At 61.6% G+C, this 26,245-nt stretch carries 23 protein-coding genes; 6 read left to right on the top strand and 17 right to left on the bottom strand.

All coding sequences use genetic code 11. The features are described 5' to 3' along the window. Positions 1-2: 2 nt before the first annotated feature. The 9 genes from AB4P96_RS28825 to AB4P96_RS28785 all read right to left on the bottom strand — a co-directional run bounded on the left by AB4P96_RS28825 (position 3) and on the right by AB4P96_RS28785 (position 10,327). Entirely contained in the window at positions 3-1,013 is a 1,011-nt protein-coding gene (locus AB4P96_RS28825) for an iron ABC transporter permease (protein ID WP_017136769.1), read from the bottom strand. Further along, a complete protein-coding gene (locus AB4P96_RS28820) occupies positions 1,010-1,957 on the bottom strand; it encodes an ABC transporter substrate-binding protein (protein ID WP_017136768.1) in 948 nt (315 codons plus the stop codon). Before AB4P96_RS28820 ends, AB4P96_RS28825 begins: the two co-directional genes overlap by 4 nt. Further along, entirely contained in the window at positions 1,954-2,742 is a 789-nt protein-coding gene (locus AB4P96_RS28815; protein ID WP_099548123.1) for an ABC transporter ATP-binding protein, read from the bottom strand. Before AB4P96_RS28815 ends, AB4P96_RS28820 begins: the two co-directional genes overlap by 4 nt. Positions 2,743-3,067: 325 nt before the next feature. Further along, positions 3,068-5,176, bottom strand: coding sequence for a TonB-dependent receptor (locus tag AB4P96_RS28810; RefSeq protein WP_395600354.1), 2,109 nt, complete (start codon positions 5,174-5,176; stop codon positions 3,068-3,070). A 152-nt stretch (positions 5,177-5,328) separates the two neighbouring features. Then, positions 5,329-6,711 (bottom strand): PepSY domain-containing protein, encoded by a 1,383-nt coding sequence (locus tag AB4P96_RS28805; RefSeq protein WP_170040336.1) that lies wholly within the window; start codon positions 6,709-6,711, stop codon positions 5,329-5,331. A 116-nt stretch (positions 6,712-6,827) separates the two neighbouring features. Continuing rightward, positions 6,828-8,888: a TonB-dependent copper receptor gene (locus AB4P96_RS28800; RefSeq protein WP_026013683.1), complete on the bottom strand. Its 2,061-nt coding sequence runs from the start codon at positions 8,886-8,888 to the stop codon at positions 6,828-6,830. Positions 8,889-8,981: 93 nt separating this feature from the next. Further along, positions 8,982-9,392, bottom strand: a complete 411-nt coding sequence (locus tag AB4P96_RS28795) for a DUF2946 domain-containing protein (RefSeq protein WP_176991766.1) — start codon at positions 9,390-9,392, stop codon at positions 8,982-8,984. 10 nt (positions 9,393-9,402) lie between these two features. Further along, complete coding sequence (locus AB4P96_RS28790) at positions 9,403-9,885, bottom strand: copper chaperone PCu(A)C (protein ID WP_395600353.1); 483 nt, start codon at positions 9,883-9,885, stop codon at positions 9,403-9,405. A gap of 46 nt (positions 9,886-9,931) precedes the next feature. Next, positions 9,932-10,327, bottom strand: a complete 396-nt coding sequence (locus tag AB4P96_RS28785) for a DUF2946 domain-containing protein (protein WP_177033396.1) — start codon at positions 10,325-10,327, stop codon at positions 9,932-9,934. A 670-nt stretch (positions 10,328-10,997) separates the two neighbouring features. Here AB4P96_RS28785 and AB4P96_RS28780 point away from each other — a divergent pair. After that, positions 10,998-11,249: a DUF6124 family protein gene (locus AB4P96_RS28780; protein WP_122528293.1), complete on the top strand. Its 252-nt coding sequence runs from the start codon at positions 10,998-11,000 to the stop codon at positions 11,247-11,249. Positions 11,250-11,304: 55 nt separating this feature from the next. On the opposite strand, the gene AB4P96_RS28775 is transcribed toward AB4P96_RS28780, so the two are convergent. The 4 genes from AB4P96_RS28775 to cbiE all read right to left on the bottom strand — a co-directional run bounded on the left by AB4P96_RS28775 (position 11,305) and on the right by cbiE (position 14,122). Next, positions 11,305-11,793: a PIN domain-containing protein gene (locus AB4P96_RS28775; RefSeq protein ID WP_138451577.1), complete on the bottom strand. Its 489-nt coding sequence runs from the start codon at positions 11,791-11,793 to the stop codon at positions 11,305-11,307. After that, the gene (locus AB4P96_RS28770) at positions 11,790-12,068 is read right to left on the bottom strand and encodes a hypothetical protein (protein ID WP_065930623.1); all 279 of its coding nucleotides are present in this window, start codon (positions 12,066-12,068) and stop codon (positions 11,790-11,792) included. The genes AB4P96_RS28775 and AB4P96_RS28770 overlap by 4 nt, the downstream gene beginning before the upstream one ends. 126 nt (positions 12,069-12,194) lie before the next feature. Beyond that, positions 12,195-12,920 carry a cobalt-precorrin-6A reductase gene (locus AB4P96_RS28765; RefSeq protein ID WP_138451579.1) on the bottom strand — a complete coding sequence of 242 codons (726 nt, stop codon included), beginning with the start codon at positions 12,918-12,920 and terminating at the stop codon, positions 12,195-12,197. Then, a complete protein-coding gene (gene cbiE / locus AB4P96_RS28760) occupies positions 12,917-14,122 on the bottom strand; it encodes a precorrin-6y C5,15-methyltransferase (decarboxylating) subunit CbiE (protein ID WP_395600352.1) in 1,206 nt (401 codons plus the stop codon). The genes AB4P96_RS28765 and cbiE overlap by 4 nt, the downstream gene beginning before the upstream one ends. 38 nt (positions 14,123-14,160) lie before the next feature. On the opposite strand from cbiE, the gene cobG reads away from it, so the two are divergent. The 5 genes from cobG to AB4P96_RS28735 all read left to right on the top strand — a co-directional run bounded on the left by cobG (position 14,161) and on the right by AB4P96_RS28735 (position 19,508). Next, complete coding sequence (gene cobG / locus AB4P96_RS28755) at positions 14,161-15,507, top strand: precorrin-3B synthase (RefSeq protein ID WP_395600351.1); 1,347 nt, start codon at positions 14,161-14,163, stop codon at positions 15,505-15,507. Further along, positions 15,500-16,126, top strand: a complete 627-nt coding sequence (locus AB4P96_RS28750) for a precorrin-8X methylmutase (protein ID WP_017136756.1) — start codon at positions 15,500-15,502, stop codon at positions 16,124-16,126. The genes cobG and AB4P96_RS28750 overlap by 8 nt, the downstream gene beginning before the upstream one ends. Continuing rightward, positions 16,126-16,857, top strand: a complete 732-nt coding sequence (locus tag AB4P96_RS28745; RefSeq protein ID WP_017136755.1) for a precorrin-2 C(20)-methyltransferase — start codon at positions 16,126-16,128, stop codon at positions 16,855-16,857. Before AB4P96_RS28750 ends, AB4P96_RS28745 begins: the two co-directional genes overlap by 1 nt. Next, positions 16,857-18,494: a precorrin-3B C(17)-methyltransferase gene (cobJ, locus tag AB4P96_RS28740; protein ID WP_395600350.1), complete on the top strand. Its 1,638-nt coding sequence runs from the start codon at positions 16,857-16,859 to the stop codon at positions 18,492-18,494. The genes AB4P96_RS28745 and cobJ overlap by 1 nt, the downstream gene beginning before the upstream one ends. A gap of 237 nt (positions 18,495-18,731) precedes the next feature. After that, positions 18,732-19,508 carry a hypothetical protein gene (locus AB4P96_RS28735; protein WP_017136753.1) on the top strand — a complete coding sequence of 259 codons (777 nt, stop codon included), beginning with the start codon at positions 18,732-18,734 and terminating at the stop codon, positions 19,506-19,508. Here AB4P96_RS28735 and AB4P96_RS28730 read toward each other — a convergent pair. The 4 genes from AB4P96_RS28730 to purH form a co-directional block, all read right to left on the bottom strand. After that, positions 19,505-20,101, bottom strand: a complete 597-nt coding sequence (locus tag AB4P96_RS28730; protein ID WP_017136752.1) for a MarC family protein — start codon at positions 20,099-20,101, stop codon at positions 19,505-19,507. The two genes, AB4P96_RS28735 and AB4P96_RS28730, sit on opposite strands and share 4 nt — an antisense overlap. A 162-nt stretch (positions 20,102-20,263) precedes the next feature. Beyond that, positions 20,264-23,035, bottom strand: a complete 2,772-nt coding sequence (locus AB4P96_RS28725; RefSeq protein ID WP_017136751.1) for a hybrid sensor histidine kinase/response regulator — start codon at positions 23,033-23,035, stop codon at positions 20,264-20,266. A 115-nt stretch (positions 23,036-23,150) separates the two neighbouring features. Beyond that, a complete protein-coding gene (purD, locus tag AB4P96_RS28720) occupies positions 23,151-24,443 on the bottom strand; it encodes a phosphoribosylamine--glycine ligase (protein WP_017136750.1) in 1,293 nt (430 codons plus the stop codon). A 125-nt stretch (positions 24,444-24,568) separates the two neighbouring features. Continuing rightward, the gene (gene purH, locus AB4P96_RS28715; protein WP_395600349.1) at positions 24,569-26,176 is read right to left on the bottom strand and encodes a bifunctional phosphoribosylaminoimidazolecarboxamide formyltransferase/IMP cyclohydrolase; all 1,608 of its coding nucleotides are present in this window, start codon (positions 26,174-26,176) and stop codon (positions 24,569-24,571) included. Positions 26,177-26,245 lie beyond the last annotated feature (69 nt).

The following is a 26,245-nucleotide window of genomic DNA, read 5'->3' as shown; positions in this document are numbered from 1 at the left end:
GTTCAGCGCTTACGCATCAACCCGATAAAAAACAGCCCGCCAATCGCCGCCGTCGCCACCCCAATGGGCAAGTCTTCGGGGGCGATCAGGGTGCGGGCGGCGACATCAACCCACACCAGGAACAGGCTGCCCAGCAACGCGCACACCGGCAATAAGCGCCGGTGCTCAGCGCCCACAAGACGCCGCGCAATATGCGGCACCATCAGCCCGACAAAGCCTATGGAGCCGCTGATGGACACCAGCACACCGGTCATCAACGACGCCACCAGGAACACCTTCAAACGCACAGAACGTGCGTTCATGCCCAGGGTCACGGCGGTCTGTTCGCCGGCCATCAATGCGTTCAGCGGCCGCGCCATGCCCACCAGTATCAACAGCCCCAGCAGCACAGTCGCAGTGGGGATCGCCAACAGTTCCCAGCGCGCCAGGCCCAGGCCGCCGAGCATCCAGAACATCACCGCCGAGGCGGCGCGATGGTCGCCCATGAACAGCAGCAGGTTGGCCACCGCCATCATCACGAATGACACGGCTACGCCGCACAACAGCAGGCGATCACTCTCCAGGCGGCCGTTACGACTGGCCACAGCCAGCACCACCAGCATGCTCAGCAGCGCACCGATGAAGGCGGCGATAGGTAAGGTCAGCAAGCCGACGACTTCCCCTACGTGCAACACCACGATCACCGCGCCGAGAGTGGCGCCGGAGGTCACGCCGAGCAGGTGCGGGTCGGCCAGCGGGTTGCGCGTCACCGCCTGCAACACGGCGCCGATCAACGCCAGCCCGGCCCCGACCAGTGCGCCAAGCAACATGCGCGGCACGCGGATCAACCAGACGATATGTTCCTGGCCGGTGCTCCAGTTGACGTCACCGAGGCCGAAGGCCTTGTTGAGCAGAATCCGCCACACCACGTCCGCCGGCACCCGCGCCGAGCCAAACCCCAGCGAGATCACGCAAGAGACCAGCAACAACGCGCCAAGCGCACTCAGCAGCAGAGCATAGCGGCGGCTGATCATTCGCCGTGGAACCCTTTGGCCAGGGTTTCCACCGCCAGCACGTTGTCGATGCCTGGCGTTGCCTGCACATACGGGATCACGATAAAGCGCTGATTCTTGATGGCGTCCACCGACTGCAACGCCGGGTTATCCAACAGGAATTGTTCTTTTTGCGCGGCGGTGATTTCGCTGTAGTCGACAATCACGATCACCTGCGGGTTGCGCTCCACGACTGTCTCCCAATTGACGCGGGTCCAGCTGGCGTCGATGTCATCGAGGATATTGCGCCCGCCTGCGGCGGTGATCAGCGCTTGCGGCATGCCCAGGCGGCCGGAGGTCATGGCGCGGTCTTCGCCGCTGTCGTAGAGGAACACCCGAGGCTTGTCGGCGGGCAGGTGCTGTTGCACCTCGGCCACTTGCGCCTGCATCTGCGCGATCAAGGCCGTGGCGCGGTCCTGCACGTTGAAGATCTTGCCCAGGTTGCGCAGGTCGTTATAGGTGTCGTCCAGGGTCGCGGCCGGGCGCTTCATTACGAAGGCGCAGGACTCGGTCAGCTCGTAGACGTTGATGCCCAGTGGCTGCAAGGTTTGCGGCGTGAGATCGCCGCCCACGCGCATGCCGTAATCCCAGCCGGCGAAGAAGAAATCCACGTTGGCGTTGAGCAGGGTTTCCACCGACGGGTACTTGCTCGCCAGCTCCGGCAGGCCGACGAGAGTGTCGGCCATTTGCGGCGTGACCGACTTCCAGCCGGTGACGCCGCTGTAGCCGGCCATGTGATCCTTGAGGCCCAGGGCGAGCATCATTTGGGTCATGTTGATGTCGTGGCTGACCGCGTATTTCGGCGCTTCCTGAAAGGTCACGTCGCGGTTGCAGCTTTTGACGGTCACCGGGTAATGGGTGGCTTCGGCAAACGCTTGGGCAGTGCCGAACAGCAACGCGAGAGACAACAGGGAGCGCAGGATCATGGTTGGGTTATCCAGGTGATTCGGGGGTAGCCGGCCAAAGGGTGAGCGTCGATCAAGGCTTCGACGCCGAAGACATCACGCAGCAATTCGGCGGTCAGCACTTGGTGAGGCGTGCCGCTGGCGACAATGCGCCCATGGTTGATCACGTATAAACGGTCACAGAAAGCCGCGGCCAGGTTCAGGTCATGAATGCTGGCCAGGGTGCCGATGTTCAAGCGCTTGACCAGCCGCAGCAGCTCCAACTGGTAGCGTGGGTCGAGGTGGTTGGTCGGCTCGTCGAGGATCAACAATTGCGGCTGCTGCGCCAAGGCACGGGCGAGGATCACGCGCTGCTTTTCACCGCCCGAGAGCGTGGCGAACGCGTGGTCTTCAAAGCCGTGCATACCGACCGATTCCAGCGCCTGCCGGATGAGATGCTGGTCGTGCAGTGTGTCGCCATCGAACAAACCTTTGTGGGGCGTGCGGCCCATGCCGACCACTTCGTCGACGCGCAAGCCGAAGGTGTCCGGGAACTCCTGCAGCACCACCGCGATGCGTTGTGCGCACCATTTGGCGCTTTGTTTCCACACATTCTGGTGTTCGAGCAGCACGTCACCGCGTTCGGGTTTGCTGAAGCGATAAGCGCAGCGCAACAGGCTGGTCTTGCCGCTGCCGTTAGGGCCGATCAGCCCGACAAACTCCCCCGCACCGACCTGCAGGCTGGCATCTCGCAGCTGGAAGCGATGATTGCAGTGGTCGTGGCCCGGTGGGGTCCAACCAAGGTCGGTGAGGGTGAGTGAGGCCATCAATATTCTCAAGTTCAACACAGTAAATTGTGGGAGCTGGCTTGCCTGCGATAGCCATAGGTATCTACACAACTTTTAAAAGCAGCCTATTTCTCCTGTGGCGAGCAGGCTTGTACTGCGTTGGGCTGCGAAGCAGCCCCAAAAACAGACGCTGAGTACTTTCAGCAAAATTGCCGTGCCTGTACGGGGGCCGCTTCGCAGCCCAACGCAGGACAAGCCTGCTCGCCACAAAAGCCCACCTGCCACAGACTTCGTGTTAACCGGTTGTGTAGATACCTATGCTCATCGCAGGCAAGCCAGCTCCCACAGGGAGCGTGTGTATCAGTTAGAAGGTGTAGTCCGCCGTGACGAAGAACGAGCGCGGCTCACCCAGTATCCACTGTTGGCCATTGTTGTACTGGCTGACGGCGTAGGTGCGGTTGAACAGGTTGTTCAGCTCAAGGCCCAGGGTGGTATTGCGCATGGCCCTCCACGATACGCTGGCGTCGGCCACGGTGTAGCTCGGCACTTCGCTGCTGTTGGCGGTGTCGGCATAACGGGCGCTGACGTAACGCACACCGGCACCGGCGCGAATGTCATCGGTCACCGTCTTGCTCAACCACAGGTTGGCGGTGCGGTTGGGCACGTCCACCGGGCGGTTGCCGTCGCGGGAAACAGCCTGGCCGTTGACCACTTCGGAAAAGTCGTCGTACTGCGCCCGCACAATGGCCGCATTGGCTTGCAGCTGCCAGGCGTTGGGCAGTTGCAGGTCCAGGCTGGCTTCCAGGCCGTTGGAGGATTGCTGGCCGACTTGCTCCTTGAGGGTGGTGCCGGGGATGCTCACCAGCAGTTTCTTTTTGACGATGTGATAGGCCGCCAGGGTCCATTCACCACGCGAGTCCCAGAACGCCTGCTTGAAGCCGATTTCGGCCTGTTTGGCGGTGGACAAACCAAACTGCTGCTGGCTCGGGCTCAGGCTGATCAGGCTGCCGACACCGTCGGTGCTGGTGGCGTACTGGCCGTAGACCGAAGTGCTCGGTGTGATCGCGTAGACCAGGCCGGCTTTCCAGTTGTTGCCGGTCAGGGTCTTGTCGGAATCTGTGTTCGCAGCCGTCAGATCATTGCTATCGATGTGCAGGTAGTCGCGGCGCGCGCCAGTGATCAACGAGAGTTTATCGGTCAGCTGCAGGCGGTTTTCGGCAAAAGCAGCGAGCTGTTTGGTGGTGCTGACCGACTGCGCAATAAACGGGCTGTCGCTCACAAACGGCTGTGGCACCGGATGCTGAATATCCACCGGCTGGCCGCCGCCTGGCACGTCGTTAAACGGCGCGTTACTGGCCAGGCGGAAGCGAATACGATTGTACTCAACGCCTGTCACCGTCTGGCTGTCGAGGCCGAACAGTGTGTGCTTGAAGGTGAACGTCTGGCGGTCACCGACCTGTTCCTGGTTGTGCTTGATGCCCAGGTAGTCCTGGCGCACCAAACCGCCATTCACAAAGTTGTAGCTCTCGGCGTTCTGCCAGCGGCGCTGGTTTTTCAGGTACGACAGCTCGTTGGTGGCGGTGACGTTGTCGTTGATCTGCCACTCGCTGGTCAGGCGCGTCCACTGGTCGTTGTAGTGCTGTTTGTCGTCGCTGACGTTGTAGTTCTTGTCGCGCAGGCCTTTGTGCAACTGGCCGTTGATCAGTGGCGTGCCGTAGTAGTTCTGCGGGCTCTGGTCGCCATAGTCGTGGGCCAGGGTGAAGCTCAGGGTGTCGGCCGGCTGCCAGCGCAGCGCGCCGCTGACGAAATCGCTGGCGGAGTCGCCGAGTGCGATGAAGCCGTTGCTGCGCAGGCGGTTGACGTTCAGGCGGTAGCTCAGTGTGTCAGTCAGTGAGCCGCCGCTGTCCAGCGCTTGCTGTTGGCGGTCATAGGAACCGTAGCCCAGGCGCACATGGTTTTCGATTTCGCCGGTGAACGGCTTCTTCGCAATCGTATTGATCACCGCGCCGGTGGCGCCCTGGCCGTACATCACCGAGGCCGGGCCGCGCAGCACATCCACGCGCTCAACCGACCAGGTGTCCACCGGGAAGGTGGAAGTGCCTGCGCCGTCGAACATGCGCTGCCCGTCGTACAGCTGCAGCACCGAACTCTGCCCGGTAAAACCACGGGCCTGCAACGACGTGCCGCCGTCGCCCGGCGAGCCGGTGCGGCTGATGCCGGTGGCGCGGGAGATGGCGTCCTGCACACTGGCGTCGCCGCGCTCGCGGATTTTTTCGCCGGTCTGGCTCTCGACACTGCCCGGGGTTTGCAAGGCCGTGAGGTTCAAGCGCGAACCGGCGGTGGTCGGCGTGTTCAGGTCAACGCGCTCGTCATCCACGGCGGGCGCGGTCACGGGGCTGGCGGGCAGAGTCAGGGCCTGGGCGCTGTTATGCAGGGCGAGCAGGCACAGGCCGGACGCGAGGTACTTGTTCATCGGTCGATCAATCGCTTCTTGAGAGGGGTGCTCACCGCAGGGCGCGGCGAGCAACGATAACGCAGAAAGTGTTATAAGTTAACACTTATTGGCTGCGCGACAAAAGTCGCGCAAGGCTACAGAAGGCCTCTGCCGTGGGCATCTCGCCTGCTTCATGCAGAACCTGAGGCAGATTCACGTTGGTTGAAAAGGCGCGCCAGCACCAGGCGATCCAGCGCCCACACCACGATCAGCGATGCACCCACCAACGGGAAAATGATCGCCAGCGCGAACATGATCACCATCGCGGTTTTCCACTTCGGCAGGTCATGGCGCAACGGCGGCACTCCCAACCCACCGTGTGGCCGACGCTTCCACCAGATCACCACGCCACTCACCGCGCTGAGTAAAATCATCAGGCAAATCACCAGCACGATCAGTTGATTGACCCAGCCGAACATCTTGCCTTCATGCAGCATTACACCGGTTTCGGTGGCGCGTGCGACGAGGTTGTAGTGTTCCCAACGTACATCGGCCAGCACTTTGCCGGTGTACTGATCCACATGCAGGGTCGCGTCATTGCGTGGGTCGTTGGCGAACACCGCGACGGTGAACACGCCTTCGGCGGTGGTGGGGAACGTGATGCTGTAGCCGGGTTCGACCTTGCGTGCGTTGGCCAGGTCGACCACTTGTTGCAGGCGTACCGTCGGCGCGGCGGGACCTGAATGCATCGCACCGTGGTTCATATGTTCGGCGTGGTCGCCGGACATGGGCATTGGCGTGTTCTCCATTGCCCATGGCACAGTCTGCTGGCTGGCCGTATTGAGACTGCGCGCTTGCTGGTCGGACTGCGGCACGTTGTTCCACATCGCGGCGGGAAACTTATTCCACAGCTCGGCGTATTGTTTGCCCCAGAAGCCGGTCCAGGTCATGCCGCTGAGCAGCATCACCAGCAAAAATGCCGCGCCCCAGAAACCGGCGACCGCATGCATATCGCGCCAGAACACTCGGCCACGGCTGTTGAGCCGTGGCCACAACACGCCCGCCGAAGACTTGCCGCGTGGCCACCACAGGTACACGCCGGATACCACCAGCATCACGCCCCAACCGGCGGCGAGTTCCACCAAACGGTCGCCGACGGTGCCGATCATCAGCTCGCCATGCAGTGCGCGGGCGATGGCTTGCAGGTTGTATTGGGCATCCTGTTCACCGAGGACGGTGCCGCGATACGGGTCGACGAATACCGTCACTTCGCGGCCATCGTTGTGCATCACGAATTGCGCGCTGCTGGTGGCGTCGGCGGGTGGCAGGTATTTGCTGATTTTGCCCTGGGGAAAAGCTGCCTGGGCGCGTTGCAGTTGTTCGTCGGCGCTCAGGGCGTGCTCGGCGCTTTGCACGTTGAGCAGGTTGCCGTACATCAGCGGGTCGAGCTGGGGTTTGAACAGGTAGATGATGCCGGTGAGGGCCAGCAGCACCATGAACGGGGCGACGAAGAGGCCGGCGTAGAAGTGCCAGCGCCAGGCCAGGTTGTAGAAGGAAATTTTTGGGGTGGTCATCATTAGGCTCCGCAAGGCTTTAGATATTTTTTGTCTGTCAGGCCGCTATCGCAGGCAAGCCAGCTCCCACATTTGGAATGCATTTCCCTGTGGGAGCGGGCTTGCCCGCGATGCTTTTAGAAGCTCATGTCGACTTTGGTCCAGAGCGTACGCCCCGGCTCCTTGATGGCTTGCGGGTCGTTGGCCGGGTAGCCGAAGCCTGCGTTACCCGCCAGGTTCAAATGCTCGGCATAGGCTTTGCCGAACAGGTTGTCGACGCCCGTGCTGACCTTGAAGTTTTTATTGATGCGGTACGCCGCGTTCAGCGAGAACACGCCAAAACCGCTGCTTTTGTCGAAGTCCTTGCCGACCACGTTGCCCTTGTTCTGGTCGATGCGGTTTTGCGCCGCGACCACACGCCACAAGGCGCCGGCGCTCCAGTCGTCCTGGCTGTAGGTGAGGCCCAAACGCGCGTCCAGCGGTGGCATCTGCGGCAGCGCCTTGCCGTCGCTGGTGTTCTTGCCCCAGGCGTAGGCGAGGCTGGCGTCGGCTTTCCAGTGCTGGGTCAGTTTGTACGCTGCGCCCAGTTCACCGCCCATGATGCGCGCGTCGACATTGCGGGCCTGGGACGTGGTGCCCATCATGCCGGGCTTGTAGTCGAACAGGATAAAGTCCTGCACCCGGCCGATATAGCCCGAGGCCCAGGCTTCAAGGTCGGCGGTTTTGTACTGCGCACCGAAGTCGAGTTGGGTGGTTTTCTCCGGCTTCACGCCGTCGAAGGCATTTACCGAACCGACCGCGCCGGTGTTGGGCGAAAACAGCTCCCAGTAATCCGGGAAACGCTCCGAATGGCCGAGCCCTGCGTAGACGGTTGTGGGTGTGTCGGCCAGGTCGTGCTCATAACGCACAAAGCCCGATGGCAAGGTTTCAGCGCGAGTGTTGTCGGCGGTCGGGTTGGGGCGCGCCATCATTCCCGAACCGGTGGTTTGGCGGAAATCCTTGGCCGAGGCGCGGTCCAGGCGGGCGCCGGTGATCAGCCGATCGCGGTCGGCGGCGTACCAGGTCAGCTCGCTGAACACGCCGTAGTTGTGGAAATTGGCATCCTTGACCCGTGGCAGTTCCTTGTAGGTGTCGATGCCCATGCTGCTGCGCTGGCGATGCTCGTTGGTCTGCGCATCCAGGCCGCTGATCAGTTGCACATCGGCCCAGCGCCAGGTCGCCTTGATGCGTGCACCGAGGGTGCGGCGATCGACGTTGGAGGCCATCGGCCCGGCCATCATGCCGGTGCCCGACGGCGTACGCAGGCTGTAGTTGTCCATCACATGGTCGGCGTAGTTGTAGTAGACCTGCGCTTCGACCTTATCCAGTACCTCACCGATATTGGACTTTTCAAACCGCAGCCCCAGGCTTTCGCGCAGAAACTGCGAGCCATCCATGCCGCGCCCGGCGTAGCGCGCTTCGCCATCGCCACGGCCGGCAGTGAGCTCCAGCAGGGTGTCGGCATCGGGGGTGAAACCGACGGCCACGTCGCCATTCCACTTGTCGTAGCGCGAGGCGACGGTGTTGTTATTGCCGTCCTTGTAGTCATCGGCGTGGGCCTGATTGCCGATCACCCTCACATAGCCCAAAGGCCCACCGGCAGCGGCATCGACCACCTTGTCGAAGCGCCCGTTGGAGCCGGCCAGCACACTGGCATTGACCCGTGTGCCCAGCTCGCCGAATTGCTCGGGCTCGCGGTCGAACAGGATGGTGCCGGCTGACGCGCCAGGCCCCCAGAGCACGGTTTGCGGGCCTTTGATCACGGTGAGCTTGTCGTAGGTTTCCGGCGAAATATACGAGGTGGGCGCGTCCATCCGCCCTGGGCAGGCGCCGAGCATCATGCCGCCATTGGTGAGGATATTCAGGCGTGAACCGAACATACCGCGCAGCACCGGGTCGCCATTGGTGCCACCGTTGCGCACCAGCGCGAAGCCGGGGATGGTCTTGAGGTAGTCGCCGCCATCGCTGGCGGGCACCGGTTGGCGGGGGTCTTTGGGGTTGGTGACAACGGTCAGCGGTGAGCTGGGGGCGATTGCGGTGATCACCGTGGGGCTCAACTCATGATCTTCAGCCTGCGCGTGTGGTGCCAACAGCGCGCCACACAGAACGGCGAGAACGGGGGTACATCCCAATCGGGAGTCAGCAGAAAACCTGGACATGACAAATTCCATCAATCAATCGTAAACAACACGGCCAGCAGCCTGCGGCTGTCTGTCTAAAGTCGGCCGGTGTGAAGTGATGCTGTGAAGTGCTTACGAAGCGATAGGTGGGGCGCGGCTGCGGGCGCCAGGGAAGATGCTCTGCCGGGCGTGGCCCAGGCGGGTGGCGGGCGTCAGGGCATTCGCCGGTGGCGGGGTGCCGAGGCTGACATGGGAGATGCTGCCGGGCAGGGCCGGGCAACTGAAGAGCAGGTCGCAATAACCGCACTTTGCCCAGAGGGCGTGGTGTTCGCTGGGAGCTGGCGTGTGCTCGCTATGGCTGGTCGACGGCATGTCCATGGACATTTGCATCGACATACCGGCGTGATGATCCATCGGCATCGCTTGGGAAATCAGCGGACCGATAAAAATCATCAACATGGCGAACAGGCTGATCCAACTGCCGCGCGCCAGGCTCATGGGCCTGCGGCGGTGTGGCGACAACCTGGCGCGAGGGGCGCCCATTTACGTTGGCCTATTGGGCGTGCATATGCTCGTGGCCGGCCATCGGCGGCGCTTTTTGTACCGAGACTTCAACCTGCACCGCGCCGGCTTTTTCGAAGTTCAGGGTGAGTGGGAAGTGTTGGCCGTCGCGCAGTTGGCTGCGGTCTTTCAGGTCCAGCAGCATCACGTGGTAGGCCATCGGTGCGAAGGTCAGATCACCTTTGGCCGGTACGGCAACGGTTTCCACCTTTTGCATCTTCATCAAATCGCCCTGCATCACATGCTCATGCAACTCGGCTTTGGCCGCCACAGGCGTGTCGACGCTAAGCAAACGATCAGCGCTTTCGCCCTGGTTATGAATCACAAAATAGGCAGCGACAGTCGGCGCATTCGGCGGCAATTCCTGGGACCAGGGATCGCTGACCTGCAGGCTGCCGGCCTTGTAGTCATCGGCATTGGCAGCACTGAACACCGGCAGCAACAATGCAGCCAGCAGCAGGGAAGATTTAAGCATGGCAGTTCTCCAGAACGGTTCTAAACGCAGTTCACTTGCGAAGAAATCAGACCGTTGGAGAGGCGCGGGGGTTAAGACTCGGCCATTGCTGGCGCGGGGTAGGGGCTTGCAGTGCGGGCGGCGACAGGCCCGGCACGGCATCAAAACGTGTGACATACAGCTGCGGCACATGCCCCGGTAACGCCACCAGCGGCGGTGAGCCCGAGCAACACCAGCAATGCTGCATGGCGGAATGATCTTCCTGGGGCGGCGTTGGGATGTCCAACTTGCCCAAGGCAATGGTCTTGAGGCTGGCGCCATTGGAGGAACAGAAACTGCCCCACAACAATTGCTGCACGGGGTCTTGCGACTGTTGCATCGCGCTGGCCATCGGCATGGCAAAGGCGTTGAACAGCACTGCAAAGCAGGCGATCCACACAATTGCAAAGCGTTGACGGGCCATGGCGGACAATCCGTAGGGTTAAGCGATCAGGTGGGTATTTAGCCTGATCGGGGGGCATAAGTAAAAAGCGGCGGTGTGGTTTGGTGTCGCAGTGGTTGCCTTCATGATAGCCGGGAACCACGGATTGCCAATTTTACCGACGGGTCGCGATCTCCAGCGTGACGCTGAACCCTGTGGGAGCTGGCTTGCCTGCGATGCGGACAACTCGGTTTTCCTGCAGTACTGAGGCGATGCTATCGCAGGCAAGCCAGCTCCCACAGTTTGGTGTGTGTTTGGCTATGGCTTGGTGTTGAGCTTGCTGATTGCACGAGCAATGCCCTGCTCATGTAGGCCGCTTCTAGTTGAGCCTCTACATAACCTAAGTGTAGTGGTCGTCTACGGAAACGTCCGACAGGGATTTAAGGTTGTCCCTAGGAAGGTAGATCTCTAGTCTGCGTACACCGCTGCACACGCAGCGGTCGGGCGTCGCGGCCCGGATTGATTAAGCATTGCCTCCTTTCAGTTGACGCTTTTTTATCGTCTACTGTGCGGCGCTATGGTGGCTGTGCGCGGGATACCTTCGGGTATGCCGGTTTCCTTAATCTCCGGTCCGCGAACCTGCGCACAGCTGCCACCCTCTATCGCATCGCGGCGATCAGTGGCGGCTCCATTTAGATTAAGGAAATTCACAATGATCAAACCCACCCCAAATCCCCCCGTACGGCTATTCACCGTAGCCGACGGAATCAGCACCGAAGACCTGCTGGTCAACCTCAGCGAAACACTCGCCTCGGCTAATGCGCTGAGTTGCGACCTTGCGTTTGACCTGGATGGCCCGAAGCGAGAGGAATTGCTGGGCGTTGCGCAGTTGATTGAGCTGGCGCAGTTGCTGGCTGACCGGGTGCAGGAAGGTGCAAGGCGGCCGACAGTCGCGAGTAGTTAACAGTCCTATGACCGATCGTTCCTGCGCTCGTGCGTGGGAGTGATCGTCTATTGGTTTAGAACTCCCAACTTGCTTCCCGTATATGGTTGAAATTCACAACATCGACGCAATGTTGGTGAGCAAAGCCGGCGACTCTAAGGTCATCAGTCAAAACTAGATAGTTATCTTTAGCGAGTGCGATAATTCCGACATCAGTAAGGCCGTAGGGCGACAGCTCATAATCGCGACTTATGTCCAAGGCTGGGGAGTGAATTTCAATAATTGTTGAAAGTGAGTTTTTTAATGTCGCGTAAAAATCGTGCAACTTGCTCCCGTACAATCCATTTGTCAGGTTGCTGACTTCTGCAAGAATGTGAGGCGTGGAAACAAGTCTTTCGAACTGATCAATCATGGTGAGCAAAAGGCGGTAGTCTTCATTGGTATAGCCCCGAGTTCTCTTGAACTCCACAACGCTGGGCGTTCCACCTATCAGCGCCAGGAGTAGCAAGTTGGTGTCGACTATAATTCCCTTTCTACGGTACTGCTTGATATAGGCATCTATCATACTTCGCGGATCTTCATGGAGCGGAACTCACCTGTCTCCGCGTCGATGATGAATGTTTTGTATTTCCTGGTCTGCATTCGTCCGGCTAAGGACGCGCCTAACCTTTCATATTTATCAGGGGTTGGAACATTAAAGCCCAACGTGATTACCCATGTTTTACCGCTTGAATTTAGCTCGACTTCCTCAAGCATGAGGTCTTGCAATTCCGTTTCTTGCCCGAGGAAGTCGTTTGCTGCCGCCTTGGCGACTTGTACGGCCTCTTTAACTTCTATCATGTCAGCTCCTGAATATAATTGAGTCTGGCTTGAATTATTCTTGGAGTGTAGCACTTCGTATTGTTGGTTCATCGCCGTCCCTTGAGGTAACAAATAGAATTGCCAGAGGCTGCGAACGATCCTGATCTATCGAAGAAAATCTGCCAATGAATCGATTGTTTCTGCGGGCGACAAAAGCTCTCGATCCACCCCGGCCAACACCGGCCGCTTCAACACCAACACCGGCACCCCGAGCTCGCGTGCCACTTCCAGCTTCGGCTCGGTCGCCGCACTGCCGCTGTTCTTGCTGATCAACACATCAATTCCACGCCGTTCAAACAACGCGCGCTCGTCCTCAATCAGAAACGGCCCACGCGCGCCGATGACTTCACAGCGCTCATTGCCCGGATATACATCCAGTGCGCGCAGCGTCCAGAATTGATCGGCGGGGATTTCGTCAAGGTGCTGCAACGGCTCACGCCCCAAGGTGAACAACGGACGTTTGAAGGGTTTCAAGGCTTCGATCAGCTCAGCCCAATCCCCCACCTCGCGCCAGTCATCACCCGCCTGCGGCTGCCACGCCGGGCGCCGCAACGCCCAGCAGGGAATGCCGCACATTTTTGCCGCCGTGGCAGCGTTCTGGCTGATCTGCGCCGCGTACGGGTGGGTGGCATCGAGGATCAGGCTGATCTGCTCATCGCGCACAAATTGCGCCAAGCCTGCATGCCCACCGTAGCCGCCGACGCGCACTTGGCAGGTGAGGTCAGTGGGCACGCGCCCAACCCCAGCCAGGCTATAGATATGCTCCGGCCCCAGCGTGCGGGCGATGGCCAGCGCTTCGGTGACGCCGCCCAACAACAGGATGCGTTTCATAGCGGCTTGACCACGTCCAGCAAGGTGATCGGCAGCGCCTGGCGCCAGGTGTCGAACTCACCCAGCGGCTGGGCCTGGGCCACATGGATGCGCGTCAGCTCGCCGCCGTGTTGCGCGCGCCACGCCATCAAGGCCATTTCGCTTTGCAGGGTCACCGCATTGGCGACCAAACGCCCACCAGGGCGCAGGTGCTGCCAGCAGGTGTCGAGCACACCGTCGCGGGTGACGCCGCCGCCGATAAAGATGGCGTCCGGTGCTTCCAGGCCGAGCAACGCCTCAGGCGCCTTGCCGCGAACCAGTTGCAGGCCGGGCACGCCGAGGGCATCGCGGTTGTGTTCGATCAGCCCTTGGCGACCTGCGTCGGCTTCAATCGCCAGTGCGCGACAACTCGGGTGCGCACGCATCCACTCGATGCCGATGGAGCCGCTGCCCGCGCCCACGTCCCAGAGCAATTCGCCCGGCATTGGCGCGAGGCGGGCGAGGGTCATGGCGCGTACATCGCGCTTGGTCAGTTGGCCGTCATGTTTGAAGGCCGAATCCGGCAGCCCGGCGAGGCGTGACAGGCGCGGGGTGTTGGCGTCGGCCAGGCAGTCGATGGCCACCAGGTTCAAATCCGCGACCGAGGCGTGTGGCCAATCCACAGCAAGCCCGTCGACGCGCTGTTCATCTGCACCGCCCAAGTGTTCAAACACGCTCAACCGGCTGAGCCCGAAACCGGACTCGGCTAACAGCGCGGCAATCGCGGCAGGGCTGCGCCCGTCATTGCTCAACACCAGCAACCGCACGCCACTGGCCAGGTGCGCATTAATCGCCGCCAAAGGCCGCGCCACCACGGATAACGTCACCACCTCCTGCAATGGCCAGCCCAAACGCGCCGCCGCCAATGACACGGAGGACGGCGCCGGTAAAATCAGCAGTTCTTCAGCCGCCACCTGGCGCGCCAGACTGGCGCCTACGCCATAGAACATCGGGTCGCCGCTGGCCAGCACGCACACAGGCTCGCCGCGTTGCGCCAGCACCGGCTCCAGGGAAAACGGGCTTGGCCACAGCTGGCGCTCGCCACCAATACACACCGGCAGCAGGTCCAACTGGCGCTGGCCGCCTATAATCCGGGTGGCGCGCAACAGGGCATGCCGGGCGTTTCTGCCCAGCCCCTTGAAGCCGTCTTCACCGATGCCTACAACCGTCAGCCAGGGCGACATAAGAATTCCTTGAACGACATCCGACGGGCAGGCTTTTCATGCCGCCGGGCAAAGCAGGCATAATACCGCGCCTTTACCCGTCAACCGGTAGCCCCGTGAACCCAACGCCTGCTCTGAATACCTTGCGCCCCTCGGCTTGTCCGGGGTTGCTGCGTATCGTCCAGGCGCTGGATGGCGGGATTTGCCGGATCAAATTGGCCGGCGGTTCTATCACTGCCGCCCAGGCAGTTGCTGTGGCGGACGCGGCGCAGGCCTATGCGGGTGGGGTGATCGAGGCGACCAACCGCGCCAATTTGCAGATTCGCGGGATCGGTGCCGAGCAAGAGGCGTTGATCGCCGCGCTGCTGGCCGCAGGCCTTGGCCCGAACAACGCCGCTGGCGATGACGTGCGCAATCTGATGCTCAGCCCCAGCGCAGGTATCGACCCCCAGATGCTGTTCGACACTCGCCCGCTGGCCGATCAGATCCTTGCCACCTTGCAAAACCATCCACGTTTCCATGAGCTGTCGGCCAAGTTCGCCGTGCAGTTGGATGGCGGTGAAGCCCTGGCGATGCTCGAACATCACCATGACTTGTGGCTGTCGGCGTTCGAGCGCGATGGCGAAACACTATTGGCCTTCGGCCTGGCCGGTTGTCCGGGGCTGAATGCACCCTTGGGCGCTGTGCCGCTCGAGCAAGGCTATGCCTTGGTCGTGGCCGTGCTGGAAGCGTTTCTCGACCTGGCGACACCGACGCAAACCCGCATGCGTCATCTGGCTGTGGATAACTTATTGGCCCGCCTGAACCTGCCGTTACTGTCGGTGGATGGGTTAAAACGCCAGCCCAGTGGGGGGTTGTTGCACTTGGGCACTTATCCACAGCGACAAAAAGATCTGTTTTACGTTGCCGCCATTGCGCCGCTGGGTCGTCTGGACTCAAGCATGCTCAAAGGCGCCGCACAGTTGGCCAGTGAGTTCGGCGACGGCACGTTGCGTTTTACGCCGTGGCAGGGCGTACTGCTGCCCAACCTTAAAAACCACGGCGCCGTGACTGAAGGCTTGGAGCAATTGGGCTTCCTTGGCTCAGTCGACCAACCCCTGGCACGCATGATCGCCTGCACCGGTTCAAGCGGCTGCGCCAAAGGCCTGGCCGACACCAAGGCCGATGCCCTGCAACTGGCCGCGCTGCAACCTGGCGCCGAGGTGCACCTGTCCGGCTGCCCACGCTCCTGCGCTGCCGCACACACCGCGCCGGTCACCTTGCTGGCGGTAAGCCCCGGCCACTACGACGTCTATTTTCGCGAGGCAGCCCACCCCGGTTTCGGCCGGCTGCACGCACGCACTCTTTCCATTGAAGCGGCGGGCGCCCTGTTACGCGGCCGCACACGGAGCAACACCGATGATTGATTACATCCGCGACGGTCAGGAGATCTATCGCAACTCCTTCGCCATTATTCGCGCGGAAGCCAAGTTGGAGCGCATCCCTGCCGACCTGGAAAAACTCGCGGTGCGGGTGATTCATGCCTGCGGCATGGTCGACGCCATCGACGGCCTGCAGTTCTCCGAAGGCGCAGGCAAGGCCGGGCGCGATGCGCTGGCCGCTGGCGCGCCGATTTTGTGTGATGCGCGCATGGTCTCCGAAGGCGTGACCCGCGCGCGCCTGCCGGCCAATAACCAGGTGATCTGCACCTTGCGCGACGACAGCGTGCCGGAGTTGGCGCGGGAGCTGGGCAACACCCGTTCAGCTGCCGCGCTGGAACTGTGGCGCCCGCACCTGGAAGGCAGCGTGGTGGTGATCGGCAACGCGCCGACGGCGCTGTTCTACCTGCTGGAAATGCTCGACGCCGGCGCGCCGAAACCAGCGTTGATTCTGGGCTTCCCGGTGGGCTTTGTTGGTGCCGCCGAATCCAAGGCGATGCTGGCGGCCGACAGCCGTGGCGTGCCGTTTGTGATCATGCAAGGCCGCCTGGGCGGCAGTGCGATGGCTGCCGCGGCGGTCAACGCCTTGGCCACGGAGGTCGAGTAATGCAGGCACGCGGACGTTTGATTGGCCTGGGCGTTGGCCCCGGTGACCCCGAACTGATCACCCTCAAGGCGCTGCGCCTGCTGCGCGAGTCGCCGGTGGTGGCGTATTTCGTGGCCAAGGGCAAGAAAGGCAATGCTTTCGGTATTATCGAAGACCACTTGGTGGCGCAGCAGACCTTGATGCCACTGGTGTACCCAGTGACCACCGAAGTGCTGCCGGCACCGATGTCTTACGAGCAGATCATCAGCGACTTTTACGACAACGCCAGCCTCGACGTGGCCGCGCACCTGGACGCTGGCCGCGATGTGGCGGTGATCTGCGAAGGCGATCCGTTCTTCTACGGCTCCTACATGTACCTGCACGACCGTTTGGCCGAGCGTTATGAAGCCCAGGTTATCCCCGGCGTCTGCTCAATGCTCGGCGGCGCTTCGGTGCTTGGCGCGCCGTTGGTGTACCGCAACCAAAGCCTGTCGGTGCTCTCCGGCGTGCTGCCCCACGACGACCTCAAGCGTCGGTTGGCGGATGCCGATGCCGCCGTGATCATGAAGCTGGGGCGTAATTTCCCCAAGGTGCGCCAGGTGCTGCAAGAACTCGGCTTGGCCGAGCGTGCGCTCTACGTGGAGCGTGCGACCATGGCTAATCAGAAAATAGTGCCGCTGGATCAAGTCGACCCGGCGTCTTCGCCGTACTTCTCGCTGATCATCGTGCCGGGTGAAAGGTGGCAAGGTTGATGCGCCCGGCGATTGTCATTCTCGGCCAAGGCAGCCTGGCGACGGCGCGCAAGATCGCGCAGGTTTACCCTGGCGCGCTGATCCACGGCTTGGCCGGGCGAGTTGAAGGGGCGGACCAGACCTACAGTGAGTTCGGCGCGACCCTGCGCCAGCTTTACCAACAAGGCACGCCACTGATTGCCCTGTGTGCTGCCGGTATCGTGATCCGCACGCTGGCGCCGCTGCTGCTGGAAAAAGGCGAAGAGCCGGCTGTGCTCGCCGTCGCTGAAGACGGCAGCGCCGTAGTGCCGTTGCTCGGTGGCCTGGGCGGTGTGAACCTGATGGCGCGAGAGATTGGCGCGGCACTCGGCGTCGCTGCGGCGATCACCACCAGCGGCGAACTGCGTTTTGGCACTTGCCTGCTCAACCCGCCAGCGGGTTATGCGTTGGCGGACCTGGAGCTGGGCAAACGGTTTGTCTCGGACCTGCTGGGCGGTGAAAGCGTGCGCATCGAAGGTGTGGCGCCGTGGCTGGACCAGGCGAATTTGCCGCAGGATCAGCACGCACGTTTGGCGATTCACGTGGGCAGTGCCGAGCGCGCGCCGGCTGCCAATGAGTTGCTGATTTATCCGAAGACGGTGTGTGTCACCTGTAAGCCTGGTGTGGATTTAGCTCAGCGCGTGCGAACGGCTTTGCATGACGCCGGCATCGCCGTGCAATCGCTGGCGTGCCTGCTGGCCAGCGATACGCAGATGGCCGAAGCCTCGTTGCAGCAAGCCGCAGTGGAGTTAGGTGTGCCGTTGCGGTTTGCGCAAGTGGCGCAAGGCGCGGACATCGTTATCACAGTGGCAGAGCAACCGCTGGACCTGTCGCATGTCGGCCGTGCCCGTGGCCGCCTTGCCGTGATCGGCCTTGGCCCTGGCGCAGCCGAGTTGATGGTGCCGGCGGTGAAGGCCGAGCTGGCGCGTTGCACCGATGTGCTGGGCTACGAAACCTATGTGCGCATGGCCGGGCCGTTCCGCGACGACCAAGTGCAACACTGCACCGACAACCGCGAAGAAATGCAGCGTGCTCGCCATGCCTTCGAATTGGCCGCTCAAGGCCGTTCGGTGGTGGTGGTGTCGTCCGGTGACCCTGGCGTATTTGCCATGGCGGCGGCGGTGCTTGAGGCGTTGCACGAATCCAGTGACCCGGCCTGGCATCAGGTCGAGCTGGACATTCTGCCGGGCGTCTCAGCCTCGCTGGCTACTGCCGCCCAGGCGGGCGCGCCATTGGGGCATGACTTCTGCGTGATGTCGTTGTCGGACAACCTCAAGCCCTGGTCGATTATCGAAAAACGCCTGGACCTTGCATCCCAGGCCGACCTGGCGCTGGCGTTCTATAACCCGATCTCGCGTTCGCGGCCTTGGCAATTGGGGCGCGCCCTGGAAATTGTCGCGTTGCACCGCACTCCCGAAACACCGGTGGTGCTGGGTCGCGACATTGGCCGCCCTGGCCAGACTTTGCGCGTCACCACGTTGGGGCAGTTGACGCCTGAGCAAGTGGATATGCGCACCATGGTGCTGATCGGCTCGTCCACCACCTGCGTATTCCCCCGCGCCGGTGGCGGCGAATGGGTGTACACGCCACGCTGGTACGGCGAGAAACCCGCTTCCTGAAATCAGCTCGCGGCAGGTAAGAAGGCTCCGAGTAACGCAGGGTGAAAACCTGTTGTTACTCGGGGCTTTTTCTTTTTTTGCCGATGAAAAAAGGAAGGTCTACCGGTATGCCTCGTTATTGCTGGTTGACGTTTTTTCGACGGGGGCGCCAAGCGATGTTTGTGGTCTGGAAAGCGCGCCAGCGGCTGGACTAGTGTGGAGACAAGCCCCATGTGGGGTGCTTGTGGAGAACTGAAAATGGAGCGACATCACAAAAGGATCATCAGTGCCAAAAGGCGCAAGTTGATTGCCGCCTACAAGCTGCCAGGGGCGCCGGGCGCCAAACGCTCGGTGTTCCTGGACGCGGAAGATGACAGCAATGCAGCCGTCGTGAACAACGGCGTGATTTCGTTTATCGAGGGCATGTCGGCGCTGAACCGTGAATACATTCGTAAAAGCTACCTGCTGGCCAGCAGTTATGTGAGTGATGTGTTGAAGGTCCAACGGGGGAGTGAGGCCTGGTATGACGAATTTATCAAGGTGATGGTCAGCCTGGGCTGGTTGCCGGTGCGCAGCGCTTTTGAGCGGGTCTCAAGCTCCGGCAAAGGGCTGACGGTGCAGGTGGCGGCGCTGAATATCATCGCCGCGCTGGCGGCGGCCTCGCTGGCAGGGCCGCTGCTGGCGGCGTTGCCGAAACTGGCGGCGGATGCGCTGCTGGCCTTGAAGCAACAGCCTGCCTCGTTTGAGCTGTTCAAGCGCAATAGCACCGTGCATCAGGGCGGTGATTTCGGCCTGGCGTCCTGTGCTGAAACGGCGGGAGAGGTGATGATGGTGCTGGTGACTTACAGCACCCACGGTGTGAGCAAACAGCTGGGCCTGCCGTTTCTGGAGTGGGACAGCTCTTCGGTCGAGGCTTTCAGCGGCCAGACTTGCCTGGTGCTCAACACCTCTGTGGTCAATGAAAAAACCATCCAGCTGATGCGCGAGAGTGCCGGCGACAAGGTGCAACTGGCAATCGCGAAGTACCGGATTTAAGGCACCAGATAACCGCGCACGCCGGTAAAGATGATCTGCGCGGCCAGCGCACACACGAACAACCCCATCAACCGACTGACAATCTGCAAGCCCTGGTCACCCAGAATGCGTTCGATACGGTTGGACAAATACAGCACCACACCGACCGTGAAGCTGGCCAGGGCAATGCTGACGATGGCCATGAACTTGTCATCCCAGTGGGGCTGGCTCACGCCCATCACCAACAGTGCACCGATGGTGCCGGGGCCGACCGTGAGCGGGATGGTCAGCGGTACGATGGTCACGTCCTGCTGCACATTGTCGGTCTGCACCGCCGACTTGCCTTGGGCCATGCCCAGGGCTGAGATAAACAGCACGCTGCCGGCGCCAATGCGAAATGCATCCACGGTAATGCCGAACACGCTGAAAATCACTCGGCCGAACAGGTAGAGCAACACGCTCGACACCAGCGTGGCCAACGCGACCTTCCAGGCCAGCCGGCGCCGTTCTTTGCTGGAGTAACCACGGGTCAGGCTGATAAAGCAGGACAGCACAAAGAACGGGCTGTAGAGCACCAGCATTTTCAGGTAGACGCTGAATAACACGTGGAGCATGGGCGCGGCTCGCGATAGGAGAGGTTTGCGGAGTCTATCAGGCGCAACCGGGCAAATGTGGGAGCTGGCTTGCCTGCGATAGCGGTGGAGCAGACAAAGGGTGTGTGATTGACACTCCGCCATCGCAGGCAAGCCAGCTCCCACAGGAGGCTGCATTCAAGGTCACGACGGGGCGTGCTCCGGGCGTTGCTGACGCTGCGCCACCCAAAACTCCACCAGTTCACGCAACTGCGACAATTCCACCGGCTTGGCCATGTGGCCATCCATGCCGGCCTGGCGTGCGCGTTCTTTATGTTCCGACAGGATATGCGCCGTCAGCGCCACCACCGGCGTGCGAATACGCTGGTGGCTGACTTCCCACGCGCGCAATTGCTGGGTGGCAGAGAAGCCATCGAGGATCGGCATTTCGCAGTCCATCAACACCAGGTCGTAACGCTGGGCTTTCATCGCCTCCAGCGCTTCCTCGCCGTTGCTGGCGGTGTCCGGGTTGAGGTTGAGCTTGCCGAGCATGCCGCGAATCACTTTGGTGGAGATACTGTTGTCTTCAGCCACCAGGATCTTGAAGTCACTGGGCACGGTGACTGCTGCCGGCGCGCTGAGAGCAGGGCGCGGCGCAATTGTGCCCTTGCTGCGCTGGGTCAGTTCGTCGGCCAGGGTGGTCTTGAGTGTGTAGCCGGCCACTGGCTTGGCGAGGATGCGTTTGATCCCGCTGTTGCGCGCGATGATCTTGCTCGGCGCATTGCTGATGCCGGTGAGCATGATCAGCAGAATGTCGTGGTTCAGGCTCGGGTCTTCCTTGATCTTCGCCGCCAGTTGCATGCCGGTCATGCCGGGCATGTTCTGGTCCAGCAGCACTACGTCGAAGTAGTCGCGCAGGTGCGCTTTGGTGCGCAGCAGCGCCAGGGCTTCTTTGCCGGACGGCACAGCGCTGACGTTCAAGCCCCAGGCGGTGCATTGCTGCACCAGCACTTTGCGGCAGGTGTCGTTGTCATCGACCACCAACACCCGCGCGCCTTTGAGCGGCCCGTCGAGGTCGGACGTCGGGTGCTCCAGGCGTTCCGGGTCCAGTGGCAGGGTCAGCCACAGCGTGCTGCCCTGGTGGCTGCCGCTCTTGATGCCGAACTCGCCGTTCATCAACAGGATCAACTGGCGGGCGATGACCAGGCCCAGGTGGCCGCTTAGGCGCGTAGCCGAGAGGAAGTTCTTGCTGTGCAGTTCGCTGTGCAGCAGCGCGTCGCGTTCGGCGGCATCCATCGGCAGGCCGCTGTCTTGTACGGCGATGCGCAGGCGTGGCTTGGTGCTGCGTTCGTCCAGGGCGACCACGATCAGCACTTCGCCTTCATCGGTTTTTTGCAGGGCGTTTTCCAGCAGGCTCAACAGCGCCTGGCGCAGGCGCGTGGGGTCGCCACTGATCACGCGGGGCACCTGCGGCTGGATAAAGCTGATCAGCTCGACGTTCTGCTGTTCGGCTTTGGCGCGGAAGATACTCAAGCAGTCATCGATCAGCGCGTTGAGGTCAAATTGCACGTCGTCCAGTTCGATCTGCCCGGATTCGAGCTTGGAGATGTCGAGGATCTCGTTGATCAGCGTCAGCAGTTCATTGCCGGCGCTGTGGATGGTCTGCACATAGTCACGCTGCTTCACCGACAGCGGCGTGCCGAGCAGCAACTCGGTCATGCCCAGCACGCCGTTCATGGGCGTGCGGATTTCGTGGCTGATCTTGGCCAGGAATTCGGCCTTGGCGGCGATCTCGGCATTGCTGGCCGCCAGGTCGCGGCTGAGGCTGAAGCGTGCTTCGACAATGGCGCGCTGGCGTTCGCCCAGGGCCAGGCTCATCAGCAGGCCGCTCAGGCAGATAAAGCTCAGCAGGGTCACGATCAAGCCTTGCGGTGCCACCAGCGTCAGGCCCAGCAGGGCGGGCAGGATGATCAGGGTGCCGATGTTGAACACCACCATCGCCACCACAAACAAGCGCGCCGGCCGGTAGCCTTTCTGCCAGTGGTAAGCCGAGATAAACAACATGCTCAAGCCTGCCAGGGCGACCAGCGCGTAGGTGATGATGTTCAGCGGCAAGGTGTTGACGAACAACAGCAGCAGGCCGCACAGCACGATCAGCAGGATGTCGGCCATCAACAGCTTGTTCAGTGGGTGCGGGCCCAAGGGCATGAAGAAGCGATAGGCAAACATCAGCCCGCACGGCGCAGTCAGCAGCAGCGCGAGGTAGGCGCCCGGGGTCTGCACCGCGTGCCAGTTCGGCAGCCACGGCCCCACCAGGTTGAGCAACAGCGCCAGGCTCAGCATCAACAGCACTTCGCAGGCCGCCAGCCACAGGCTGCTGCGCGAGCGGTGGTAGGCGAAGCGTGTGAGGTTGTGCAGGATCAGCATCAGCAGGCAGCCGAACAGCAGGCCGTAGATCAGCGTCTGGGTCTGGTCGGCGGCGGCGAGCACGGCCGGTTCCAGGGTGATGTAGGGGCGCAGTTCGTGTTCCGAGACCAGGCGCAGGTACACCTCAAGGGGCTTCTGGCTCTGGGGCATCGGCAGCATGAAATCGCTGCTGGGCAGCGGGCGTTCCGCCTGGGGCTGGCGGGTACCGGTGCTTTGCTGCTCCACCAGCATGTCGCCGTCGAGCACATACAGGTTCAGGTGCGACAGGTCCGGGGCGAATACCCGCAGTACTTGTTCGTGCTTGCCGGGTTGCAGCTTGAAGCGTACCCACAACGCACCGTCCGGCTCCGCGGCGGTAATCCGGTCGAGTTCGATGGGGCTGAATTGATTGGTGTAGCGGGCGGAGCGGATGTCGCTCAGTTGCAGGTCGGCCTGTTCATCAAGCAATACTGCCCAACCACTGCCTTGCGCGGCGGCCTGGGCCGGGAACAAGCAGAGCAGGGTCAGCAAGCTGACTGTAAAACCTATGGCGATCCTGAGCCAGCGCACGGCGAAATCCCTTCGTAGGTTGATGCACGGGTTAACTATGCGCGGGGCGACATGGGTACGGCAAGGGCCAGAGGCCCTTACCTAGCCGAACGGATAGCTACGCAAGCGTAGCTGTTCAGTTGTTCTCGCCGCGTTCACGGGCAATGGCGCGATAGCCGATGTCTGTGCGGTAGAAGCAACCTTTCCAGTCGATTTTTGCCGCCAGTTTGTACGCCTGTTGCTGCGCGGCGTCGACACTGGCACCCATTGCGGTGGCGCACAATACACGGCCACCTGCGGTTACAACTTTGCCGTCCTTGAGCGCGGTGCCTGCATGGAACACCTTGCCTTCCAGCGTAGCAGCCGCATCCAGGCCTTCAATCACATCGCCCTTGGCGTAGTCGGCTGGGTAACCACCGGCCGCCAGTACGATGCCGACACTCGGGCGCGGGTCCCACTGTGCTTCAACCTTGTCCAGGGCCTGGGCCAATGCGGCTTCCACCAGCAGCACCAGGCTCGATTGCAGACGCAGCATCACCGGTTGGGTTTCCGGGTCGCCGAAGCGGCAGTTGAACTCGATGACTTTCGGGTTGCCGGCTTTGTCGATCATCAGGCCAGCGTAGAGGAAACCGGTGTACACATTGCCTTCGTCGGCCATGCCGCGCACGGTTGGCCAGATCACCAGGTCCATCACGCGTTTGTGCACGTCGGCGGTGACGACCGGGGCAGGGGAGTAGGCACCCATGCCACCGGTGTTCGGGCCGCTGTCGCCATCGCCAACACGTTTGTGGTCCTGGCTGGTGGCCATCGGTAACACATTTTTGCCATCGACCATCACGATGAAGCTGGCTTCTTCGCCGTCGAGGAACTCCTCGATCACCACACGCGAGCCTGCATCACCAAACGCGTTACCGGCGAGCATGTCGCGTACGGCGTCTTCGGCTTCCTGCAAGGTCATGGCGACGATCACGCCTTTACCGGCGGCCAGGCCATCGGCCTTGATCACGATCGGTGCGCCTTTTTCACGCAGGTAAGCCAGGGCCGGCTCAATCTCGGTGAAGTTCTGGTAGTCCGCCGTCGGGATCTTGTGGCGAGCCAGGAAATCCTTGGTAAAGGCTTTGGAGCCTTCCAGTTGGGCGGCACCGGCGGTTGGGCCGAAGCAGTCCAGACCACGGCTGCGGAACAGGTCCACAACGCCGGCAACCAGCGGTACTTCCGGGCCGACGATGGTCAGGGAAACATTTTTTTCGGCAAAATCAGCAAGCTGCTCAAGGGCCAGCACGTCGATGGCGACGTTTTCGCACTTGGCTTCAATGGCGGTGCCGGCGTTGCCGGGGGCGACGAAAACCTTCTGAACGCGTGGGTCCTGGGCAACTTTCCAGGCCAGGGCGTGTTCGCGGCCACCGCTGCCAATGATCAAAACATTCATTTCAAAACCCTCGTTAGGATGATCGTTCCCACGCTCTGCGTGGGAATGCCTCTACGGACGCTCTGCGTCCGAGGGACGCGGAGCGTCCCTGGCTGCGTTCCCACGCGGAGCGTGGGAACGATCAATCAGTGGCGGAAGTGGCGCATGCCGGTGAAGACCATCGCGATGCCCGCTTCATCAGCGGCCGCGATCACTTCAGCATCACGCATCGAGCCACCCGGTTGGATCACGGCGGTAACACCGGCTTTCGCTGCGTTGTCCAGGCCATCACGGAACGGGAAGAACGCGTCGGAAGCCATCACCGAACCCACGACCTGCAAGCCTGCGTGTTCTGCCTTGATCGCGGCGATACGCGCCGAGTTCACGCGGCTCATCTGGCCGGCGCCGACACCGATGGTCTGGCGGTTCTTGGCGTAGACGATGGCGTTGGACTTAACGTACTTGGCGACTTTCCAGGCGAAGATCAGGTCGTTGATCTCTTGCTCGGTCGGGGCGCGCTTGGTCACGACCTTCAAGTCTTGGCTGCCGATCATGCCGATGTCGCGGCTCTGTACCAGCAAGCCGCCATTGACGCGCTTGTAGTCCCAGGCAGCGGCGCGGTCTGCTGACCACTCGCCGCAGGCCAGCAGGCGCACGTTGGCTTTGGCGGCGACGATGGCGCGAGCTTCTTCACTGACGGATGGGGCAATGATCACTTCAACGAACTGGCGCTCGACGATCGCCCTGGCGGTCTCGGCGTCCAGCTCACGGTTGAAGGCAATGATGCCGCCAAACGCGGATTCAGTGTCAGTGGCATAGGCCAGTTCGTAGGCCTGGCGAATGCCGCCTTCAGCGTCCGGGCTCACAGCCACGCCGCACGGGTTGGCGTGCTTGACGATCACGCAGGCTGGCTTGACGAAGCTCTTCACACATTCCAGCGCGGCGTCGGTGTCGGCCACGTTGTTGTAGGACAGCTCCTTGCCCTGCAGCTGGGTCGCGGTGGCGATGCCGACTTCGGCAGGCTTGGCCTCAACGTAGAACGCCGCGCTCTGGTGCGGGTTCTCGCCGTAGCGCATTTCCTGGGCCTTGATGAACTGGCTGTTGAAGGTGCGCGGGAACTGGCTGCGGCCTTCTGTGCTCAGGGTTTCAGCGGCCTGGTTCACGGTGCCCATGTAGTTGGCGATCATGCCGTCGTAGGCGGCGGTGTGTTCGAACGCCTTGAGCATCAGGTCGAAACGCTGGGCGTAGGTCAGGCCGCCGGCTTTCAGGCTTTCCAATACTTGCGCGTAGTCGCTGGCGTTAACCACGATGGCCACGTCTTTGTGGTTCTTGGCAGCGGAGCGAACCATGGTCGGGCCGCCGATATCGATGTTCTCGATGGCGGTCGGCAGGTCGCAGCCTGGCTTGTTGATGGTGGCTTCGAACGGGTAAAGGTTAACGGCTACCAGGTCGATCGGCTTGATGCCGTGTTCGCTCATGATGGCGTCATCGATACCGCGACGACCGAGGATCCCGCCGTGGATTTTCGGGTGCAGGGTCTTGACCCGACCGTCCATCATTTCTGCGAAACCGGTGTAGTCCGCGACTTCTACTGCGGCCACGCCGTTGTCCTGCAGCAGTTTGAAGGTCCCGCCTGTGGAGAGGATTTCCACGCCAAGGGCTTCCAGCTCCCGGGCAAATTCGAGGATCCCGGTCTTGTCGGAGACACTGATCAAGGCGCGGCGGATCGGCAGGCGGGTGGTCTGGTCGGTCATTTCAATTTCCATCAAAAGCAAAGGAGTCAGCAAAAAAGGCGACCGTTTTTACGCGGGCGCCTTTCTGGT

This window comes from Pseudomonas sp. B19125 (assembly GCF_044218855.1).
Lineage (GTDB): Bacteria > Pseudomonadota > Gammaproteobacteria > Pseudomonadales > Pseudomonadaceae > Aquipseudomonas > Aquipseudomonas edaphica.
The sequence above is the reverse complement of the archived record's forward strand: the minus strand, read 5'-3'. Positions and strand labels throughout refer to the sequence as shown.

What these genes read in the sequence shown, in the direction of transcription:
- AB4P96_RS28825 (WP_017136769.1), bottom strand. Translation starts at nt 1,013, where the DNA reads ATGATCAGCCGCCGCTATGCTCTGCTGCTGAGTGCGCTTGGCGCGTTG.
- AB4P96_RS28820 (WP_017136768.1), bottom strand. Translation starts at nt 1,957, where the DNA reads ATGATCCTGCGCTCCCTGTTGTCTCTCGCGTTGCTGTTCGGCACTGCC.
- AB4P96_RS28815 (WP_099548123.1), bottom strand. Translation starts at nt 2,742, where the DNA reads ATGGCCTCACTCACCCTCACCGACCTTGGTTGGACCCCACCGGGCCAC.
- AB4P96_RS28810 (WP_395600354.1), bottom strand. Translation starts at nt 5,176, where the DNA reads ATGAACAAGTACCTCGCGTCCGGCCTGTGCCTGCTCGCCCTGCATAAC.
- AB4P96_RS28805 (WP_170040336.1), bottom strand. Translation starts at nt 6,711, where the DNA reads ATGACCACCCCAAAAATTTCCTTCTACAACCTGGCCTGGCGCTGGCAC.
- AB4P96_RS28800 (WP_026013683.1), bottom strand. Translation starts at nt 8,888, where the DNA reads ATGTCCAGGTTTTCTGCTGACTCCCGATTGGGATGTACCCCCGTTCTC.
- AB4P96_RS28795 (WP_176991766.1), bottom strand. Translation starts at nt 9,392, where the DNA reads ATGGGCGCCCCTCGCGCCAGGTTGTCGCCACACCGCCGCAGGCCCATG.
- AB4P96_RS28790 (WP_395600353.1), bottom strand. Translation starts at nt 9,885, where the DNA reads ATGCTTAAATCTTCCCTGCTGCTGGCTGCATTGTTGCTGCCGGTGTTC.
- AB4P96_RS28785 (WP_177033396.1), bottom strand. Translation starts at nt 10,327, where the DNA reads ATGGCCCGTCAACGCTTTGCAATTGTGTGGATCGCCTGCTTTGCAGTG.
- AB4P96_RS28780 (WP_122528293.1), top strand. Translation starts at nt 10,998, where the DNA reads ATGATCAAACCCACCCCAAATCCCCCCGTACGGCTATTCACCGTAGCC.
- AB4P96_RS28775 (WP_138451577.1), bottom strand. Translation starts at nt 11,793, where the DNA reads ATGATAGATGCCTATATCAAGCAGTACCGTAGAAAGGGAATTATAGTC.
- AB4P96_RS28770 (WP_065930623.1), bottom strand. Translation starts at nt 12,068, where the DNA reads ATGATAGAAGTTAAAGAGGCCGTACAAGTCGCCAAGGCGGCAGCAAAC.
- AB4P96_RS28765 (WP_138451579.1), bottom strand. Translation starts at nt 12,920, where the DNA reads ATGAAACGCATCCTGTTGTTGGGCGGCGTCACCGAAGCGCTGGCCATC.
- cbiE (WP_395600352.1), bottom strand. Translation starts at nt 14,122, where the DNA reads ATGTCGCCCTGGCTGACGGTTGTAGGCATCGGTGAAGACGGCTTCAAG.
- cobG (WP_395600351.1), top strand. Translation starts at nt 14,161, where the DNA reads ATGCCGCCGGGCAAAGCAGGCATAATACCGCGCCTTTACCCGTCAACC.
- AB4P96_RS28750 (WP_017136756.1), top strand. Translation starts at nt 15,500, where the DNA reads ATGATTGATTACATCCGCGACGGTCAGGAGATCTATCGCAACTCCTTC.
- AB4P96_RS28745 (WP_017136755.1), top strand. Translation starts at nt 16,126, where the DNA reads ATGCAGGCACGCGGACGTTTGATTGGCCTGGGCGTTGGCCCCGGTGAC.
- cobJ (WP_395600350.1), top strand. Translation starts at nt 16,857, where the DNA reads ATGCGCCCGGCGATTGTCATTCTCGGCCAAGGCAGCCTGGCGACGGCG.
- AB4P96_RS28735 (WP_017136753.1), top strand. Translation starts at nt 18,732, where the DNA reads ATGGAGCGACATCACAAAAGGATCATCAGTGCCAAAAGGCGCAAGTTG.
- AB4P96_RS28730 (WP_017136752.1), bottom strand. Translation starts at nt 20,101, where the DNA reads ATGCTCCACGTGTTATTCAGCGTCTACCTGAAAATGCTGGTGCTCTAC.
- purD (WP_017136750.1), bottom strand. Translation starts at nt 24,443, where the DNA reads ATGAATGTTTTGATCATTGGCAGCGGTGGCCGCGAACACGCCCTGGCC.
- purH (WP_395600349.1), bottom strand. Translation starts at nt 26,176, where the DNA reads ATGACCGACCAGACCACCCGCCTGCCGATCCGCCGCGCCTTGATCAGT.